Origin of the sequence: Chryseobacterium indologenes (assembly GCF_002025665.1) — a bacterium.
In the GTDB taxonomy this organism is placed as follows: domain Bacteria; phylum Bacteroidota; class Bacteroidia; order Flavobacteriales; family Weeksellaceae; genus Chryseobacterium; species Chryseobacterium metallicongregator.
The window spans coordinates 4820649-4837544 of sequence record NZ_CP018786.1; the positions used below are offsets into that span (position 1 = coordinate 4820649).

Annotated in this window: 17 protein-coding genes and 2 riboswitches; of the genes, 2 read left to right on the top strand and 15 right to left on the bottom strand. The window is 37.4% G+C overall.

Going from position 1 to position 16896, the window contains the following annotated elements; genetic code table 11:
- Nucleotides 1-4: 4 nt before the first annotated feature.
- On the bottom strand, nucleotides 5-292 hold the full coding sequence (locus BUE84_RS21755) for a LytR/AlgR family response regulator transcription factor (protein WP_238594312.1): 288 nt from the start codon (nucleotides 290-292) through the stop codon (nucleotides 5-7).
- A 102-nt stretch (nucleotides 293-394) separates the two neighbouring features.
- On the opposite strand from BUE84_RS21755, the gene BUE84_RS21760 reads away from it, so the two are divergent.
- Nucleotides 395-655 (top strand): outer membrane beta-barrel protein, encoded by a 261-nt coding sequence (locus tag BUE84_RS21760; RefSeq protein ID WP_238594431.1) that lies wholly within the window; start codon nucleotides 395-397, stop codon nucleotides 653-655.
- Nucleotides 656-755: 100 nt separating this feature from the next.
- Here the strand turns inward: BUE84_RS21760 and BUE84_RS21765 are convergent, their stop codons facing one another.
- On the bottom strand, nucleotides 756-3500 hold the full coding sequence (locus BUE84_RS21765) for a TonB-dependent receptor plug domain-containing protein (RefSeq protein WP_079243472.1): 2745 nt from the start codon (nucleotides 3498-3500) through the stop codon (nucleotides 756-758).
- Between the two features lie 297 nt (nucleotides 3501-3797).
- Nucleotides 3798-3895, bottom strand: a riboswitch (SAM-I-IV-variant riboswitch).
- Between the two features lie 119 nt (nucleotides 3896-4014).
- Between BUE84_RS21765 and BUE84_RS21770 the strand changes: the two genes are divergently transcribed.
- Nucleotides 4015-6243 (top strand): TonB-dependent receptor domain-containing protein, encoded by a 2229-nt coding sequence (locus BUE84_RS21770; protein WP_079243473.1) that lies wholly within the window; start codon nucleotides 4015-4017, stop codon nucleotides 6241-6243.
- Nucleotides 6244-6450: 207 nt separating this feature from the next.
- Here BUE84_RS21770 and BUE84_RS21775 read toward each other — a convergent pair whose 3' ends face one another.
- From BUE84_RS21775 to BUE84_RS21835, 13 genes are all read right to left on the bottom strand, one after another.
- On the bottom strand, nucleotides 6451-7161 hold the full coding sequence (locus tag BUE84_RS21775; protein ID WP_079243474.1) for a HesA/MoeB/ThiF family protein: 711 nt from the start codon (nucleotides 7159-7161) through the stop codon (nucleotides 6451-6453).
- A 146-nt stretch (nucleotides 7162-7307) separates the two neighbouring features.
- The gene (thiH, locus tag BUE84_RS21780) at nucleotides 7308-8426 is read right to left on the bottom strand and encodes a 2-iminoacetate synthase ThiH (RefSeq protein WP_079243475.1); all 1119 of its coding nucleotides are present in this window, start codon (nucleotides 8424-8426) and stop codon (nucleotides 7308-7310) included.
- Between the two features lie 9 nt (nucleotides 8427-8435).
- Nucleotides 8436-9212, bottom strand: a complete 777-nt coding sequence (locus tag BUE84_RS21785) for a thiazole synthase (RefSeq protein ID WP_079243476.1) — start codon at nucleotides 9210-9212, stop codon at nucleotides 8436-8438.
- On the bottom strand, nucleotides 9209-9823 hold the full coding sequence (locus tag BUE84_RS21790; protein WP_079243477.1) for a thiamine phosphate synthase: 615 nt from the start codon (nucleotides 9821-9823) through the stop codon (nucleotides 9209-9211). The genes BUE84_RS21785 and BUE84_RS21790 overlap by 4 nt, the downstream gene beginning before the upstream one ends.
- A 5-nt stretch (nucleotides 9824-9828) precedes the next feature.
- The gene (locus tag BUE84_RS21795) at nucleotides 9829-10566 is read right to left on the bottom strand and encodes a hydroxymethylpyrimidine/phosphomethylpyrimidine kinase (RefSeq protein ID WP_079243478.1); all 738 of its coding nucleotides are present in this window, start codon (nucleotides 10564-10566) and stop codon (nucleotides 9829-9831) included.
- Nucleotides 10542-11129 carry a thiamine phosphate synthase gene (locus tag BUE84_RS21800; RefSeq protein WP_079243479.1) on the bottom strand — a complete coding sequence of 196 codons (588 nt, stop codon included), beginning with the start codon at nucleotides 11127-11129 and terminating at the stop codon, nucleotides 10542-10544. Before BUE84_RS21800 ends, BUE84_RS21795 begins: the two co-directional genes overlap by 25 nt.
- Nucleotides 11126-12937 (bottom strand): phosphomethylpyrimidine synthase ThiC, encoded by a 1812-nt coding sequence (gene thiC, locus BUE84_RS21805; protein WP_079243480.1) that lies wholly within the window; start codon nucleotides 12935-12937, stop codon nucleotides 11126-11128. Before thiC ends, BUE84_RS21800 begins: the two co-directional genes overlap by 4 nt.
- A 24-nt stretch (nucleotides 12938-12961) precedes the next feature.
- Nucleotides 12962-13168, bottom strand: a complete 207-nt coding sequence (gene thiS / locus BUE84_RS21810; protein ID WP_034692584.1) for a sulfur carrier protein ThiS — start codon at nucleotides 13166-13168, stop codon at nucleotides 12962-12964.
- 57 nt (nucleotides 13169-13225) lie between these two features.
- Nucleotides 13226-13321: riboswitch (TPP riboswitch) on the bottom strand.
- 105 nt (nucleotides 13322-13426) lie between these two features.
- On the bottom strand, nucleotides 13427-14269 hold the full coding sequence (locus BUE84_RS21815; RefSeq protein WP_145953318.1) for a hypothetical protein: 843 nt from the start codon (nucleotides 14267-14269) through the stop codon (nucleotides 13427-13429).
- Nucleotides 14270-14288: 19 nt separating this feature from the next.
- Complete coding sequence (locus BUE84_RS21820; protein WP_079243482.1) at nucleotides 14289-14966, bottom strand: RluA family pseudouridine synthase; 678 nt, start codon at nucleotides 14964-14966, stop codon at nucleotides 14289-14291.
- An 11-nt stretch (nucleotides 14967-14977) separates the two neighbouring features.
- Nucleotides 14978-15292 carry a hypothetical protein gene (locus BUE84_RS21825; protein WP_047377337.1) on the bottom strand — a complete coding sequence of 105 codons (315 nt, stop codon included), beginning with the start codon at nucleotides 15290-15292 and terminating at the stop codon, nucleotides 14978-14980.
- Nucleotides 15293-15295: 3 nt separating this feature from the next.
- Nucleotides 15296-16111 carry a 3-methyl-2-oxobutanoate hydroxymethyltransferase gene (gene panB, locus BUE84_RS21830; protein WP_079243483.1) on the bottom strand — a complete coding sequence of 272 codons (816 nt, stop codon included), beginning with the start codon at nucleotides 16109-16111 and terminating at the stop codon, nucleotides 15296-15298.
- A 61-nt stretch (nucleotides 16112-16172) separates the two neighbouring features.
- Nucleotides 16173-16886: a Crp/Fnr family transcriptional regulator gene (locus tag BUE84_RS21835; RefSeq protein ID WP_034692595.1), complete on the bottom strand. Its 714-nt coding sequence runs from the start codon at nucleotides 16884-16886 to the stop codon at nucleotides 16173-16175.
- Nucleotides 16887-16896 lie beyond the last annotated feature (10 nt).

Sequence of the window (16896 nt, forward strand, 5' to 3'; positions counted from 1 at the left end):
AATTTTACTTTAATCTATCCAGAAGACCTGCTCTATAACTTTCTCCAATAGGAATTTCGTACCCGGGAAAGTTCACTTTTTTAGCACCAATACTTTTAATTTTATCCAAATTGACAATAAAGAACTTATGAATACGTACAAACCTCTCAGAAAGCTGAATTTCCATTGATTTAAGTGTATCCAGAACAATAAATTCCTCATTTTCCGTCCGGATATTGACATAGTCTTTGATACTTTCAACGTACAAAATCTCATTAAAATCAATACGATGTCTTTGCCCTGAGGATTTCACAAAGAAATATGTATTTTCCCCCTGAGGAAAAGAAAACCGTTAAGACTTTATGCTATTTGTCAACTACTGCACAATCTTCCCTCGAGAGACGGCTCCGCTTCCATCAAAGGCAGAGCAAGTTTTGATGCGGGTGTAAAAATGAGTTTTGCGGAAAAAGCCCTTCAGGTCAATCTTTCTGTAAGCGATATTTTCAGACAGTCCGGATTGAAGGCTGATATGTATTTTACCGATAATACACAATCTTTCGACAACTATTGGGATGCCAGAAGAATGACCCTCAGCATCACCTATAATTTTGGAAATCAGAAAGTAAAATCGAATAAAAGAGCTATCAATTTTGAAGAAAAAGATCGAGCACAATAACTGCAAAAAACTAAACTCAGGGAATTTTTCCTGAGAGACCATCAACATATATAAAAAAACAGAGCGTATAACTCTGTTTTTTTATTTAAGTAACTAATATTTAGAACCTGAATTCAATTCTTGCAAACAAGAATCTTCCTCCTATACCGTACTGGGACACCTGTCTGGAATACACAAATTGATTATCAGCGGTTAATGAGCTTATATTGGGACTCTTAGAAGGCAGAATATTCAGAATGTTATTGCTCCCGATGGTTGCTGAAATATTTTTATTAAAATCATATCCTACAGATAAATCTGTTATCAAACGGTTATTAAGGACGAAATGCTCTGTACTTCCCGTTACTCCATCAAAATTAGCATCTAAAACATCTGCATCTGTCACTTTACCAAAGAATGAATTACGCAGCAGGAAAGTAAAACCGGAAACTCTTAACGTATTGGATAAGGTAGCTTTTACACGCGGTACAGCTTCTTCAAAATATACTCTATTAGGCTCTGAGAAATAATTATCGATCTGACTTACCAATTTAGGTGATACATGGATATCTCCAATTCTTTTGGTCTGATTAAGGTTAAGTCCAAAATTATTTTCCAAAGAAACTCCTGATGAGATTTTTGAGTTCTGAGAAATGGTAATATCCAACCCTTTTGTCTGAGAGTCCACCGCATTGGCAAAAAAGTTGGCAGCGCTAGCTCTTGCCAGATCAAACGCATCCTGAAGAACTGCCTGATCCGAACCTGGAGTAAAATTACCATCAGGACGGAAAAACAGATCTGTCAGCACTACTCTATCCTTAATCTTTATTAAATAAGCATCTGCTGTGAAAGTCAGGCTTAATGCCGGAATCTTCCATGTAATTCCTGTACTGTAGGATTGTGAGGTTTCCTGTTTCAATTTTGGAATACCCAATGCCTGTGCTGCTTCAGAATTATTTCTAAAAGTACCAACCTGTGTAGTTTTTCCCTGCTGAATCAGTGTAGAAGTTGAACTATAATAAATTTGGGCTAAAGAAGGAGCTCTAAATCCTGTAGAAACAGCACCTCTCCAGTTCAGATTAGAAGCCAGCTTTACATTGGTTGCCAGTTTATAATTGAATGTAGATCCGAAGTCTGAATAATTCTCATATCGTAATGCCCCTTCCAGCAGCCAGCCGTCGGTAACTTCCAGCTCTGCATCAGCATAAGCAGCAATACTGTTTCTATTTCCTGAAACGGCATTTTCCGGACTAAAGCCTGGAAAAACCTGTGCTCCGGCTGGCCTTATAGATCCGAAGAAGTCGGTTACTTTTTCATTTTCAGGAGTTTTAGCAGTTACTAAACGCCCATAGATATCGTAAGAAGCGTAAGAATTTTCTTTTCCTGCATTCACTTTATAATTTTCGTGTCGGTATTCAGCTCCGAATGCAACATTTAATCCTTTCAGCACATCATACTTTTTGGAGAAATCAAGGTTGACAGTATTTTGTGAAAACTCAGATCCTCCGGCATCAAAAGTTCTTGGAGATCCGTCTGTAAGCGATGTATTAAATGTATTTACAACCCCAAAACCAAAGGTATTTTTCCCAAATGTATTACTGAAATCCACATTCCAGCCATTCCATTTTCCTTTAATTCCGGCAGCAAGAGAATAATCATTTACAGTTGCTTCAATCTGAGGGAGATATCCATTGGGAGTCACTGCATTGATATTTCTTTCAGTATTCGGCAGCCTGTAAAATCCTCCGGCATTTCCAAGACGGTAACTATAACCACCAAATGAGTAGAATTTCCAATCATCATTCACAGGAATTTCAGAGTTGAAAAATAGCTGCCCGGCTTGTAATTTAGACTGTCCGGCTCTCAAACTGAAATCTTTTCTCTCTAATCCTCTGTAATTAAGCTCCTGGGATGTAAAATCTTTACCTAATAATTTTTGAAGATCGGAAATGCTGTTGGCTCCTGAAATTTGAGATTGAAAATCAGTTCCGAAATAATTTACCTTGACTGCATATTGTTTAATGGTACTAATAATCTGTTGAGTGTTTGACGTATTCGTAATATTTTTATACAAACCATCGATATTAATACCATCCTGCAATGCTCTGTAATTAATTGCATTATAAGCATTGAAAATATCACCTTCTCTTACTCCGGCTCTGGAATAGGGATCACGATATTGTGTAGAACCTGTAATATTAATAAATCCTGTTTTTCCTATTTTAGCTCCATAATTGAGATCTACGGAAATAGTCTGTCCATCTACTCCACCGGAGAAATTATTGGCAACGGAGGAAGCGTATCCACCTAAAAATACCTGTCCCGAAAGTCCCAGCCTTTTTTTCAACCCAAGGTTAACGACTCCTGCAATGGCATCAGAACCATATTGAGCGGAAGCACCGTCTCTTAAAACCTCAATTTTTTCTAAAGCAAATGCCGGAATAGCATTTAGATCAGTTCCTACAGATCCTCTTCCCGGTGTAAGGGTAACATTAATCAATGAAGACTGATATCTTCTTTTTCCATTGAGTAAAACCAAAACCTGATCCGGGCCCAACCCTCTTAAAAGAGCAGGATCTACAAAATCAGTTCCATCATTAACGGTGTGTGAGGTGGATGAAAACGAAGGGACAATATAATTTAAAGCCTGACTGATATTGTTAGTGGGGCTTTGTTTTAAAATTTTTGATATGTTAATAATATCTACCGGAACAGGCGTATCTGTCAGTGATCTTCCTGAGCCTCTTGAACCAAGGATGACTACATCATCTATTTTTTTTGATTGTAAAGTATCCGTCTGGGCGTAGTAAAATGTAGAAATAAGCGCAATAGAAGGAACAAATATTTTTGTTTTGAAATTATGCATGTTGTTTGTTGTTACTTTTTGTTATTAAAAAATTGTTTTTGAGCAATACAAGTCCTGTAACCCTAAAATGTAAGGTTACCATTGATGTTCGGAATGTTTGTATTATTTTTTAGAAATAGAAAATGCTAGCAGCAACAACACATGCGCATATAGAAATGGCATGAAAACATATCAGAATAATGAAGACTCACTTCATGATCTGAAGAATAAAAAATTACTGATGGAATGTGATTTCCCTTGTCTTTAAACATTGATTTTAACTTTAAAACAAAAATTCAAGATGGGGATAATGATAGAATGATAAACATTTTTTCCGGAAGATCCGGCTTATCGATTGCAGCACCTTGCTTGTTTTTGCAGGTTGCTATCCCATCTAGAGATTCTTGATAATTACCTGGCAAAGATATAATTATTTCATAAATAAAAAAAAAATTCAGCCTAAATTTTCGATTTTCAACATTTTACCGTAACAAATTCTGTTTTTCAGCGTCTAACCGGATATCATTAAAACATTATGAAAAAAACGATTTTCGCTTTATCACTGGTAAGTTCTGTTTTTGTTTTCTCACAAGAAAAGAATACTACGGGTGCTAAAGAAAAACAAATAGAAGGTGTAGTCATCACCAAAACTAAAAAAGCCGTTGAGCAAAAGGCAGACCGTACCATTTTTGACTTTTCTGAACAACCTCAGCTGAATAACGGAAACGTTCTGGAAGGAATTAAAAAACTTCCTGGACTTGTTTCTACCGATATCGCGGGGATGATGTATCAGGGGAAAATGCTGGAAGTGTATCTTAACGGAAGACCCCTGAATATTACGTCCAATGAATTGAACTCTTTCCTTGAAGGAATGCCTGCCAATTCTGTAGAAAGAATTGAAGTAATTACCCAGCCCGGTGCTGAGTTTCCGGCTACTTCCGGAGGTGCCATCATGAACATCATCACTAATAAAAATGCCAACAAATATTTAACTGCTACGTATTCAGGAAATTATTCTTTCACGAATTATGATAAATACAGAAACAGGACAACCAATTCTGTTAATTTAAATGCAAGGAATAAATATTTCGGATGGCAGCTGAACGTAGGTCAAAACTACCGTGAAAGTATGCTGAATGGTCAACAAGATGAACTTTTGAGCAGCCATACCGATAGATATGCACGTGGATATTTTGCAAAATCCGGATTGACTTTTGATTTGGGGCAGGACAGATTATTATTAAACTACGATATTTATCACAATAATAATGACAACTATACTTTAAGTAATGGTCATGGTGATTTGCCTTTCCAGAATAATCCAAAAGATTTAAGGGAAGCTTTTTATACATCTTCAGATGTTGCCCATACCAATAGTCTCAGACAGGAAGCAGTTGTAACCTATCAGAAACGTTTTGCAGATAAATCTCAAAAATTAGACTTCCAGTTTGGCTATACAAGATCAGACAGTAAATTTTCTCAAGACAATTTCTTTCAGGATGGTACATTTGCAGCCGCTCCAAACCTACCAATCAACAGTCCTACCAATGGTTTAAAAGATATTCTGAACAATAAATCTGTAATGAATATTGCCAACTTCAAAGTAGATTATGCCCAACCTATCAAACTTCTTGATGGTGGAAAGGTAAGTTTTGGAGGATTATATGAAAGACAGGATTATGATACAGAAAGTTTTGGACTGACTAACTTAGAGTATCAAAGACAAACCGCTTCTACCTATTTGGAGTTTCAGGCTAAACTGAAAAAGTTTGACTTCACATTGGGTTCCCGTGCTGAAAACTATGATATTTCCGGGGTAACAAGATATTTTGATAAAGATGCGAAACTGGTGGAGGCTAATTTGATTCCTTTCAATAAGTTTAAATTTTTCCCGAATGCAAGCGTACAATATAATATGATGAACCAGGTTAATATTGCGGCAAATTACAACAGAAAAATCAGCTTACCGAGTATTTCTGCTTTGAACCCAAATAACGTAACTTTCTCCGGGCCAAGTACCGAAGTAAATGGTAATCCTAACCTACAGCCTACTATTTTTGATAATTATGAATTGAAAATTTCAGCTTTTGATTATGCATTTATCGGATATAGTGTAAGTTCGGCAAGCAACCAGGTGGCACAGATCATCCGAAAGGACGGAAGAAAGCTTTACAACGAGCAGGTGAATATTTCGAATATGAAAATTCACAATTTCAATGTGGGATTACCGATTCCTTTTATGATTTTCAGTAAGCCATTTAGTGAAATCATGAAATTTAATTTCAATCCTGATAAAATTAATTTCATGTACTTATATGCAGGATATCAGAAACATGAAATCGATAACCTGAATAATAAAGGCTTCTGGATTTTCAATATCATGACCCAGGTTATTTTACCTAAGGATATCAAACTGACAGCTAACTATAGCTATCTGACTCCAAAGGCGGGATATTTCTACTTTACAGCAGAGAAACCATTCAACAACTCTCTTGATATTACGTTGACGAAAAAGTTTATGAACAACCGCCTGACACTTTCTGTTTTTGCGAATGATATTTTCAACGGACAGATGATGCAGGTACGTTCTAATCCACCATCAGGAACGCCGGTGTTGATCAGCAGCAAATATGACACGAGAAATTTCGGATTTTCTATCAATTATAAAATTCCGACAAGAAATAAACTGGCAAAAGAGGATCCGAATATCCTAAACCAGACTAAAAAAGAAGATAACGGAGGAGTAATGCAACAGGCACAATAATTCTTCTTGACAATAAAATAAAAATAGGCGTAAAATGATTTGCGCCTATTTTTTATTTGTTGGTAAGTTTTGGCTGAAGCCAGTGGATGGTTTTATAAAAGTAAAACGGGCTTCCTTCGTCTACGCTCAGGATCAGAGCCTGTTCCTATTGATATTGAATTCGTGTTATTCGTGAAAATATGGGTGACATTTGTGTTTACATTTACATCAAAAATCAATCGTTTGAAATCTCCAATTCAGCGTATCTGCCAATGTCAGTTGATTAACAATAACCGGAAGATCTGTGATAATTTTTAATGCCTGAAGAGCCATCATGCTGCCTATGATTCCGGGAAGAGCTCCCAATACGCCAAGACTGTCACAATCCGGTACATCCTCATCGAAAGGTGGTTCAGGGAATAGATCTCTTAAGTTTTTGCTTCCGTTACGATTAAATACTGCAACCTGTCCTGAAAACCCTAAAATACTCCCGTAAACTAAAGTTTTATTCAGTTTTACACAGGTATCGTTCACCAGATATCTTGTGGAAAAGTTGTCTGAACCGTCAACAATAACATCGTAGTGGGAAATGATTTCTTCGGCATTGTTTTCATTGAGTCTTTCCTCAATTCCTGTCAATTTAACCTGATGATTGAGTTCTTCTACAAATATTTCAGCACTTTTCACTTTGGATAGTCCTACTCTGTTTTCAGTATGAATGATCTGCCGGTTCAGATTATGAATTTCTACATGATCAAAATCGATAACACCTAAAGTTCCTATTCCTGCTGCAGTCAGATATTGAATAACCGGACTTCCCAAACCTCCTGCCCCAATGACAAGAACTTTGGAAGACCTTATTTTCTTTTGTCCTTCCAATCCTATTTCTTCAATAAATATCTGCCGGCTGTACCGTGAAAAATGATCTTCTTTTTTCATATTTTATGATAATTAACCATTAAGATTCTTTTAAGTTTGTAAGGAAAGTTAAGTTGAGCTTCGCTTCAAAAAAGATAATGTCTTAAAAATCTTCAATTTTTCTTAAATAACCTTCACTTCTTCAAAATCCTTAATGGTTTAAAAATTTAAACTCCACTATATACAGAATCCCAGTCTTTCATTACAGGATCATAACCTGCTTTTTTGATCATGATTTTAATCTCTTCCATAGTTCGCTCGTCACTGGTTTCAAATTGTTCCAGAGATTCCTTATCCACCGCATATCCTCCGGGGTTTGTTTTTGAACCTGCACTCATGGCAGTTGCTCCCAGAGAGACAATATTATTTCTGAACACTTCATTTTCTCTTGTAGAAATGGAGATTTCAAGGTCTTCATTCCAGATTCTGTAGGCACAGATCAATTGAAGAAGGTCCTTGTCTTCCATAATAAAATTAGGTTCGATGATTCCTTCAGCAGGTCTGAGTCTTGGAAAGGAAACGGAAAATTTACTTTTCCAGTACTGCTTCTGAAGATAATCGATGTGTAATGCATTGAAAAAACTATCCACCCTCCAATCTTCAAGTCCAAGGAGAACTCCGAGTCCAATTTTATGAATGCCTGCTCTTCCTATCCTGTCGGGAGTTTCGAGACGGAAATGGAAATTAGATTTTTTACCCTTCGGGTGATATTCTCTGTATACATCCTGATGATAAGTTTCCTGATACACCAAAACAGAATGTACCCCTTCTTCATGAAGCAGTTTGTATTCTTCTTCCATCAATGGCTGAACTTCAATGGAAATATTGGAAAAATGAGGTTTTAGCTTACGCACAGCATTCTGAAAATAAGGCACACCTACTATTTTATTGGCTTCTCCACTTACCAGCAAGACATGATTCACTCCCATAGATTTCAGTACTGAGGCTTCAATCATCAGCTCCATATCAGAAAGGGTTTTCCTTTTCAGATTATTATCAAGACTGAATCCGCAATAAGTGCAGATATTCTGACATTCATTGCTGAGATACAGCGGTGCATACAGCTGAATGGTTTTTCCAAACCGTTTTTGAGTGAGCATTTGCGTCATTCCTGCCATCAGCTCCAGTTCCTGAGAAGCGGCTGGCGACAAGAGATTCAAAAAATCGTCAAGAGTTTTATTCTTTTTCTGAAGACTGTATCTTACATCGGCCAGACTTACTTTTTCAAGCTTATTCTTTACCTCATCCCACTGGTAGTTTTCAAAAACATCTTTAAAGCTTTTCATGAGTCTGACTTATTCAAATAAAAACGAAGTGAGTGGGCTTGAAGCTTCAGCATGGTTGGCAATAGCACCTAGCCCTGATTCAAAGGCTCTTCTTCCGGCAATCACCCCTTCTTTAAAAGCCAAAGCCATTTTCAGTGGATTTCCGGCAACAGCAATGGCAGTATTCACCAAAACGGCATCTGCTCCCATTTCCATTGCTTTTGCAGCATCTGACGGTGCACCGATTCCTGCATCTACCACTACAGGAACATTACTCTGGCTGATGATTATTTCCAGGAAATCCTGTGTTCTTAATCCTTTATTCGTTCCGATAGGTGCTCCCAAAGGCATTACTACAGCTGTTCCTGCATCTTCAAGACGTTTACATAAAACAGGATCGGCATGAATGTAAGGCATTACAATAAATCCTAATTTTGCCAATTCTTCAGTGGCATATAATGTTTCAATAGGATCCGGCAGTAAATATTTAGGATCCGGATGAATTTCGAGCTTTACCCAGTTTGTTTCCAATGCTTCTCTGGCTAATTGTGCAGCCAATACAGCTTCTTTGGCAGTTCGTGCTCCGGAAGTATTAGGCAGAAGATGAACATTGGTTTCCCTTAATGAATCAAGCAGATTATCTTCATGAGACCGGGCATCAATTCTTTTCAAAGCCATGGTCACCATGTTTGTTTCGGATGCGATGACAGATTGTACCATATCACTCATGCTTCCGAATTTTCCTGTTCCTAGGAACAATCTTGATTCAAAAGTTCTTCCTGCTATTTCTAATTTCTGATTGTTCATATCATTACTTTTTTTAGTTCGTTAATAATTGTCGGCTGTCTGGTAATAAGTCCGGATACAGCAACACCATAAATCCCGATCTCCTGTAACGGTAAAATATCTTCAAGCGTAACACTTCCTATGGCAAATATTCTAGGAATATCTATTGATTTCTCTTTTAATCCATCAATGATAGACTGATAGCCATCAAACCCAAGAATCGGGCTTAATTTTTCTTTGGTTATAGTAAATCTTAATGGTCCTAGACCGATATAATCACAAGATTCTTTGATTCTCTGAATAACATCTGAAAAGGTATTAGCAGTTCCACCAATCATCTTATTTTCACCTAAGATCAGTCTTGCTTCTTCAATAGCACTGTCGTTTAATCCTAAATGAACGCCATCTGCATCTATTTCTTTAGCTATTTGTACATGGTCATTGATGATACAAACCGCCTGATATTCTGAACAAAGTTGTTTTGAAATTTCACAGAGTTGGATCAATTCGTTTTCAGGAGCATTTTTCCATCGAACCTGTACCCATTTGATGCCGTTATCCAGTGCTTTCCGGATGTAAAGTTCCTGCTCTTGTCGGGTATTTCCCTGTGATATGTATTGTAATTTTTCCATGTTTTCTATGAATGCGTTCCCAGTAAAGAGGGATTGCTTTTTAAAAATTTTTCGATGTATCGTTTTCCAGTTCGGCAGGCATTTTCCATATTTTCTCCTTTTGCAAGCTCTGCCGTAATTGCTGAGGATAAAACACAGCCGGAACCGTGTTTGGGAAAATAGGTTGTACTACCTTCGACCGGAGCTAAAAGCGTTTCTTTTTCACTTTCAACTAAAACATCCGTTCCCAGATGATCTTTCCGATGTCCTCCTTTAATCAGTAAAGAGCATTGATTCGTATCCGGCAAAAGATGATTTTCTTTTAAAACACTGTATTCGTTATAATTAGGAGTTATTAAACTAAGTTTATCAACCATACTTTTTAATTGATGAAGTGTTTCAAGGTCAAAAAAACTGAATTCGGAAGTGCTTTTAAGAACGGGATCCCATACGATTTTCACTTCAGGATTTCCTTTTTGAACTGTTTCCACAATATTACCCAGAAATTCGGCATCCTTCACTATCCCGATTTTCACGGCTGAAACGGGATAACTTTCCATCATCACCTGAATGGCTTCAGTTACTTCGTTTATAGGACGCCATTCTAAACTCAGACATTTTGAAGCAGTTTGCAATGTTAATGCTGTACATACTCCAAGTCCCATTACTTTTGATTTTTCAAAGGTTTTACTATCTGATAATAAGCCTGCTCCGCCACTGGGATCGAAGCCTGCAATGCTTATAACATAAGGACGTTTCTGCATTTTTTGAATACTTTTAAAGGTTCTTCACTTTCCCAGATCGCACCCAGTAGTGCTGCTCCATCTGCTTCTGATTCGAAAACTTCATGAATATTATTCTGGTCAATTCCACCAAGAGCAATCAATTTTACATCCGGATTGTTCCGCTGTGCCATTTCGTGCTTAATAGTAGAATTCAGTCCATAGCCTTTTTTGGATATACTGGGAAAGAACGGGCTTATGAAAGCATATTCCCATTCTTTTTCCAAAGTATTGTATGTCTTAATATCATGTACCGATGTTGAAATGGTATTTTCTTTTGCAAAAGATTTATATACTTCTTCTTTCCTGTCAACTTCCCTGAAATGAAACCTTGAAATATTAAATTCTTTCCCAAGATCGTAATGCGTATGCAAAACCAGCTGTGTATAGAAAGTTTCATCAATCTGAGTGATGAATTCAATCATTTCATTCCGGCTGATCCACGGTTTACGGATATGAAGCAAATCAAGTCCTTCCTGAAACATCTGATGAATAGTATCTGTTTCATTCGGGACAATCAATTCAGGAGTGATGACAATGATCATATATAGATTTCTTTTCCTTTTTCAATAAACTCCTGTGATTTATCCAGCATTCCCTGTTCTGCAGATTCACGAATTTCCTGAGTAATTTTCATAGAACAGAATTTCGGACCGCACATAGAACAGAAATGAGCAATTTTTGCTCCTTCTGCCGGAAGTGTTTCATCGTGATAAGCTCTTGCTGTCTCTGGGTCTAATGAAAGATTGAACTGGTCTTCCCATCTGAATTCAAATCTTGCCTTACTTAATGCATTGTCTCTATATTGTGCTCCCGGATGCCCTTTTGCCAAATCTGCTGCGTGAGCTGCCAGTTTATAAGTAATTACCCCAACTTTTACATCATCTTTATTTGGAAGTCCTAAGTGTTCCTTTGGTGTTACATAGCAAAGCATCGCACAACCAAACCATCCGATCATTGCTGCACCGATTCCGGAAGTAATGTGATCATAACCTGGTGCAATATCTGTAGTTAAAGGACCTAAAGTATAGAATGGAGCTTCATGGCATTCTTCCAGTTGCTTTTCCATGTTTTCTTTGATCATATGCATCGGAACGTGCCCTGGCCCTTCAATCATCACTTGTACATTGTGCTTCCAGGCAATTTTGGTCAGTTCACCTAAAGTTTCCAGTTCTGCAAACTGAGCGGCATCATTGGCATCTGCAATAGATCCCGGACGAAGACCATCTCCCAGAGAGAAAGCAACGTCGTATTTCTTCATGATCTCACAAATCTCCTCAAAATGAGTATACAGGAAACTTTCTTTATGATGGAACAAACACCATTTTGCCATGATGGATCCTCCTCTGGAAACAATTCCAGTGACTCTTTTCGCTGTTAAATGAATGTATCTTAGTAAAACTCCTGCGTGAATAGTGAAATAGGAAACACCTTGTTCAGCCTGTTCAATCAGCGTATCTCTGAAAATTTCCCATGTAAGATCTTCAGGAACTCCTTTTACTTTTTCCAATGCCTGATAGATGGGAACAGTACCAATAGGAACCGGGCTGTTTCTGATGATCCATTCTCTTGTTTCATGAATATTTTTCCCGGTAGAAAGATCCATAATGGTATCGCCTCCCCATCGGCAAGCCCATACTGCTTTTTCTACTTCTTCTTCAATACTGGATGAAACAGCACTGTTTCCGATATTGGCATTGATTTTCACAAGGAAATTTCTTCCGATGATCATCGGCTCACTTTCCGGGTGGTTGATATTATTAGGGATGATAGCTCTTCCCGCTGCAATTTCGTCTCTTACAAATTCCGGAGTGATCTTGCTTTTTGGAGTATTAGCACCAAAACTATGTCCCGGATGTTGAAAAGCCATTTCTTTAGACACAGAATCAAGCTGTTCTATTCTTTGGTTTTCCCGGATCGCCACATATTCCATTTCCGGAGTAATGATTCCCTGCTTGGCATAGTAAAGCTGTGTAACTTCTTTTCCTTCCTGTGCAACTTTAGGTTTATGATCGTAAGAAAACCTCAATTCATCCAAACGTTGATCTGCCAGACGGGCTTTTCCGTATTCAGAAGTAATTCCGTCCAGAATATTCACATCATTTCTGTCCAGAATCCATTGTTCTCTGATTCTTGGAAGCCCTTTCTGAATGTCAATAACTGCATTTTCATCGGTATAAGGTCCTGAAGTATCGTAGATCGTTACCGGAGCATTATGTTCAAAGCCACCATTGCTAAGTTTGGTTGGGCTAAGCTGTATTTCACGCATTGCTACATTGATCAGATGTAATGTTCCTTCAACATAGATTTTCTTTGAGTTCGGAAATGGCGAACATGTAATGGAGTGAGCCATAAGTATTGGTATTAAATATGAGAATTAACCGCCCTGAGTGGCAGTAATGATTAAAACTGAATCGTTGTTGTTAAGGATGGTTTCCGCCCAGATTGACAGGGGAATAATGCGATTGTTAAGAGCTACAGCAATACCTTTCTTTTTTCCAGGTAACTCAATAGCCAGTAATGCTTCCAGATTTTCAGGAAGTACATCAAATGTTTTTCGGGTGTGGTTGATTATAAGTTCCATTCCTAATATTTTTAATATACTTTAGGAATGGCCATTATTGTACAATAGAATGTACAGCAAAAGTCATCTACTTTTCCCTACGCTGGTATGATCCAGATCAGGTTCAAAGGGTAAAGTCTCAGTCTGTTGGTACAGACACCCCTAAAGTTTGCAACGAAGTTAGACATTTTTTTAGAATGAGCAAAATCTTAAATGACATGAAAGAAAAAAGACCATCTCAATTTTGAGACAGTCTTCATTTTTATTCTAAATAGTTCTTTAGTAAAAAAGCTTCAGGCTTCCATCAGAATTATATTGATTAGTCCAATTTGATTGGCTCAGAAAAAATTCGGAGCTATAAGGCTGATACTCTTTTGAAATTCTTCTTTGAGGATTATTTTTTGATAATGAAAAGTAGAAATAATCTTCAAAAATACCCAAATTCTTAAATGGATTTTGTGCAGAATCAAAGTTATCAAATGTAATTTCATTCGTAATGTAAGCATCAATATTATTATGCTTTTCGGTTTTAACTGCCTTTTCTAAATTTCCTGAGCTATTATAAACAAACTTTTCTACGTAGGTCAAAATATAATCTTGCGGGTCAGTTGGATCGTATGGAACATTAGGATATTGAGTTAAAATCTCAATTAACTTTCCTGAAGCATCATAAGTATAGGTCAAATACTTATCCATATATGAATTATTAACCTGTGGAATAACTACTTTAATAACTCTACCTAGATTATCAAATTCAAATTTTCTTTCCTTCAACTGAACATTGAAACCAGGATCAGAGCTGTAATCTTTCATAGTTGCGGTATTTCCTGTATAGGTTACTGCTGTATAAACAGATTTTGAATAAGCATAAGGAAACCCGGTACTTCCGGAAAGTTCCAACTTTCCTCCTATTTTTTTACTAACTCTTCCCTGAGCATCATATTCGAAAATATAATTTTGCTCCAATCCATTAAAGACAGGTGACAAAACAGGATAATTCCACGATATTTTACTTGTATTTTCAGTAATCGTCTGTTGTGAATTATCAAGTGGCAATTCATCATTGTCTGAACAAGATGCCATAGCCAGCAATGTGGCTAATAATAGTGATTTGAATTTCATGGTATAGTTTTATGATATGTTATTCTTCACAAGCTCTCCAGATCGCATCATTCTGCGGAACAGGAGCTATGATTTCAATATTTTCTTTGGTTACCGGATGAATAAATTCCAGTTTTCTTGCATGAAGATTGATTCCTCCATCAGGGTTGGAACGTGATGCTCCATATTTCAGATCTCCTTTAATCGGAATTCCTGTTTTTGAGAGTTGTGCTCTGATCTGATGGTGCCTCCCGGTCTCAAGATCAATTTCAAGAAGGAGATAATTATCCAAGGTTTTTATCACCTGATAGGTAAGAATGGCTTCTTTTGCTCCTTCTGTAGCTTTGGGAAAAACGATGGCTTTATTATTCTTTTCGTTTTTCTTCAGATAATGGACCAGTCTCTGACTTTGTGGGATCATTTCTTTTCCTACAACCGCCCAGTATGTTTTTTTCACTTCACGGTTTTTCACCATCTGGGTAAGACGGGAAAGTGCTTTGGAAGTTTTTGCATAGATCACCAGCCCTGATGTAGGACGGTCTATACGATGAACCAAGCCGAGAAAAACATTTCCCGGCTTAGCATCTCTTATTTTTATAAAGTTCTTGATGGATTCTAATAGTGATTCATCTCCGGTTTTGTCACCCTGTACAAGCTGACCCACCTTTTTATTAATCACCAGAAGATGGTTGTCTTCATATATAATCTGCTCCTTCATACTTCTTCCGTCTATCTTCTTCTATTGGATAAAGACAGGATAATTCCTGCCAGAAGGCCTACCGTTTTAACAGCTGAAAGTTTTGACCCTTCCGGAATAAATGCTCCGAATACACAGATCGCAGCAGCAGCATACATTGCATACACAAAGTTTTTATTCGTAAGCAATGGAGCCTGAATAAAGAAGCTCGCTCCTATCAGAACATAAAAAACTTTTCTAGAAAGTAAATGATTGATTTCCGGAGAGAACAGATTAAACCATCCTACAGCAAGACAGATCAATGCAGCGATAGATAATATTCCCTGGATAGATTGTTGATTTTGCATAGATTAATAGCTTTCGTTTTCGTTAGGAAACTCTACACTTTTCACATCTTTTACGTATTGAGCAACAGCTCCTGTAATTTCTGTGTAAAGGTCAAGGTATCTTCTTAAGAATTTCGGACTGAAACCTTTGTTCATACCTACCATATCATGATACACCAAAACCTGTCCGTCACAATCTGCTCCGGCCCCGATTCCGATGGTAGGAATAGAAATACTTTCCGTTACTTTCTTTGCTAAATCTGCCGGAATTTTTTCCAATACAATAGAGAAACAGCCTAGTTCTTCCAGAAGTTGTGCATCCGCAATTAATTTTTCGGCTTCAGCTTCTTCTTTTGCTCTTACTTTATACGTTCCGAATTTATAGATAGACTGTGGTGTTAAACCCAAATGTCCCATTACCGGAATTCCGGCATTGATGATCTTTTTGATAGACTTGGAAATTTCTTTTCCACCTTCAATTTTCACAGCATGTGCTCCACCTTCCTTCATCATTCTTACCGCAGACTCCAATGCTTTTTCAGGATTACTCTGATAAGTTCCGAAAGGTAAATCTGCTACCACTAAAGCTCTGTCGGTTCCTCTTACCACACTTTGAGCATGATAGATCATTTGATCCAGCGTAATAGGCAATGTAGTTTCAAAACCAGCCATCACATTCGCTGCAGAGTCTCCAATCAAAATAGCATCTACTCCGCCTGCATCTACCATTTTTGCTGTGGTAAAATCATAAGCTGTAAGCATAGTTATTTTCTCCTTGTCGAATTTCATTTTACGCAAGGTTTCAGTTGTAACTTTTTTAATTTCAGAGTGAACAGACATAATTTATCTATTTTTAAAAGTTAAAAAGTCGGCCTTTAGCCGACTTAAGTTTTTGTATGATTTATAAAACTACGTGACCGAGTTTCATGAGTTTGTCGTGATTTAAAATCTTGATATTTCTTCCGTCTACTTCAATCAGACTATCCTGTTTGAATTCCGAGATCAGACGGATGGCACTTTCTGTAGCGGTACCGATAATATTGGCAATTTCTTCTCTCGTTAATGAGATCTTGATAAAGCCTTCAGGATCTACTCCCAGTTTCTGTTCCAGCAGCAAAAGAATTTCTGCCAGTCTTTCTCTTACCGTTTTCTGGGCAAGGAAAGTAATGGTGTTGGAAGATTCTCCTAATTCGTATGAGATTTTCTGAAGCATTACGAAAGACAGCTGCGGATCTACCTCCAAAAGATACATGAAAATATCTGCGGGTAAGAACACACATTCAATATCTGTCATTGCTTCTGCTTTGGCCTGGAAATTTTCCCCGCAAAGCAAAGAACGATAGCCGATGATATCTCCTTCTTTGATAAATCTTAAAATTTGATCTTTACCGAACGCTCCTGATTTTGAAAGTTTGGCAGCCCCTTTTTCCAGAACGAATACTCCTTTTGGAGTCTCACCATCCTCGAAAATGGTATCATGTTTCTGAAAACTCAGTTTCTTTTTGCCATTAATGTATTTTTCAAAATCTGCGCTAGAAAGTCTTTCTTTAAATGATTTATCATTAAAAACTCTGGCGAACCTCTCTTCAATTGCTATCTGTTGTTCCTGCGGCATTTTATATGAT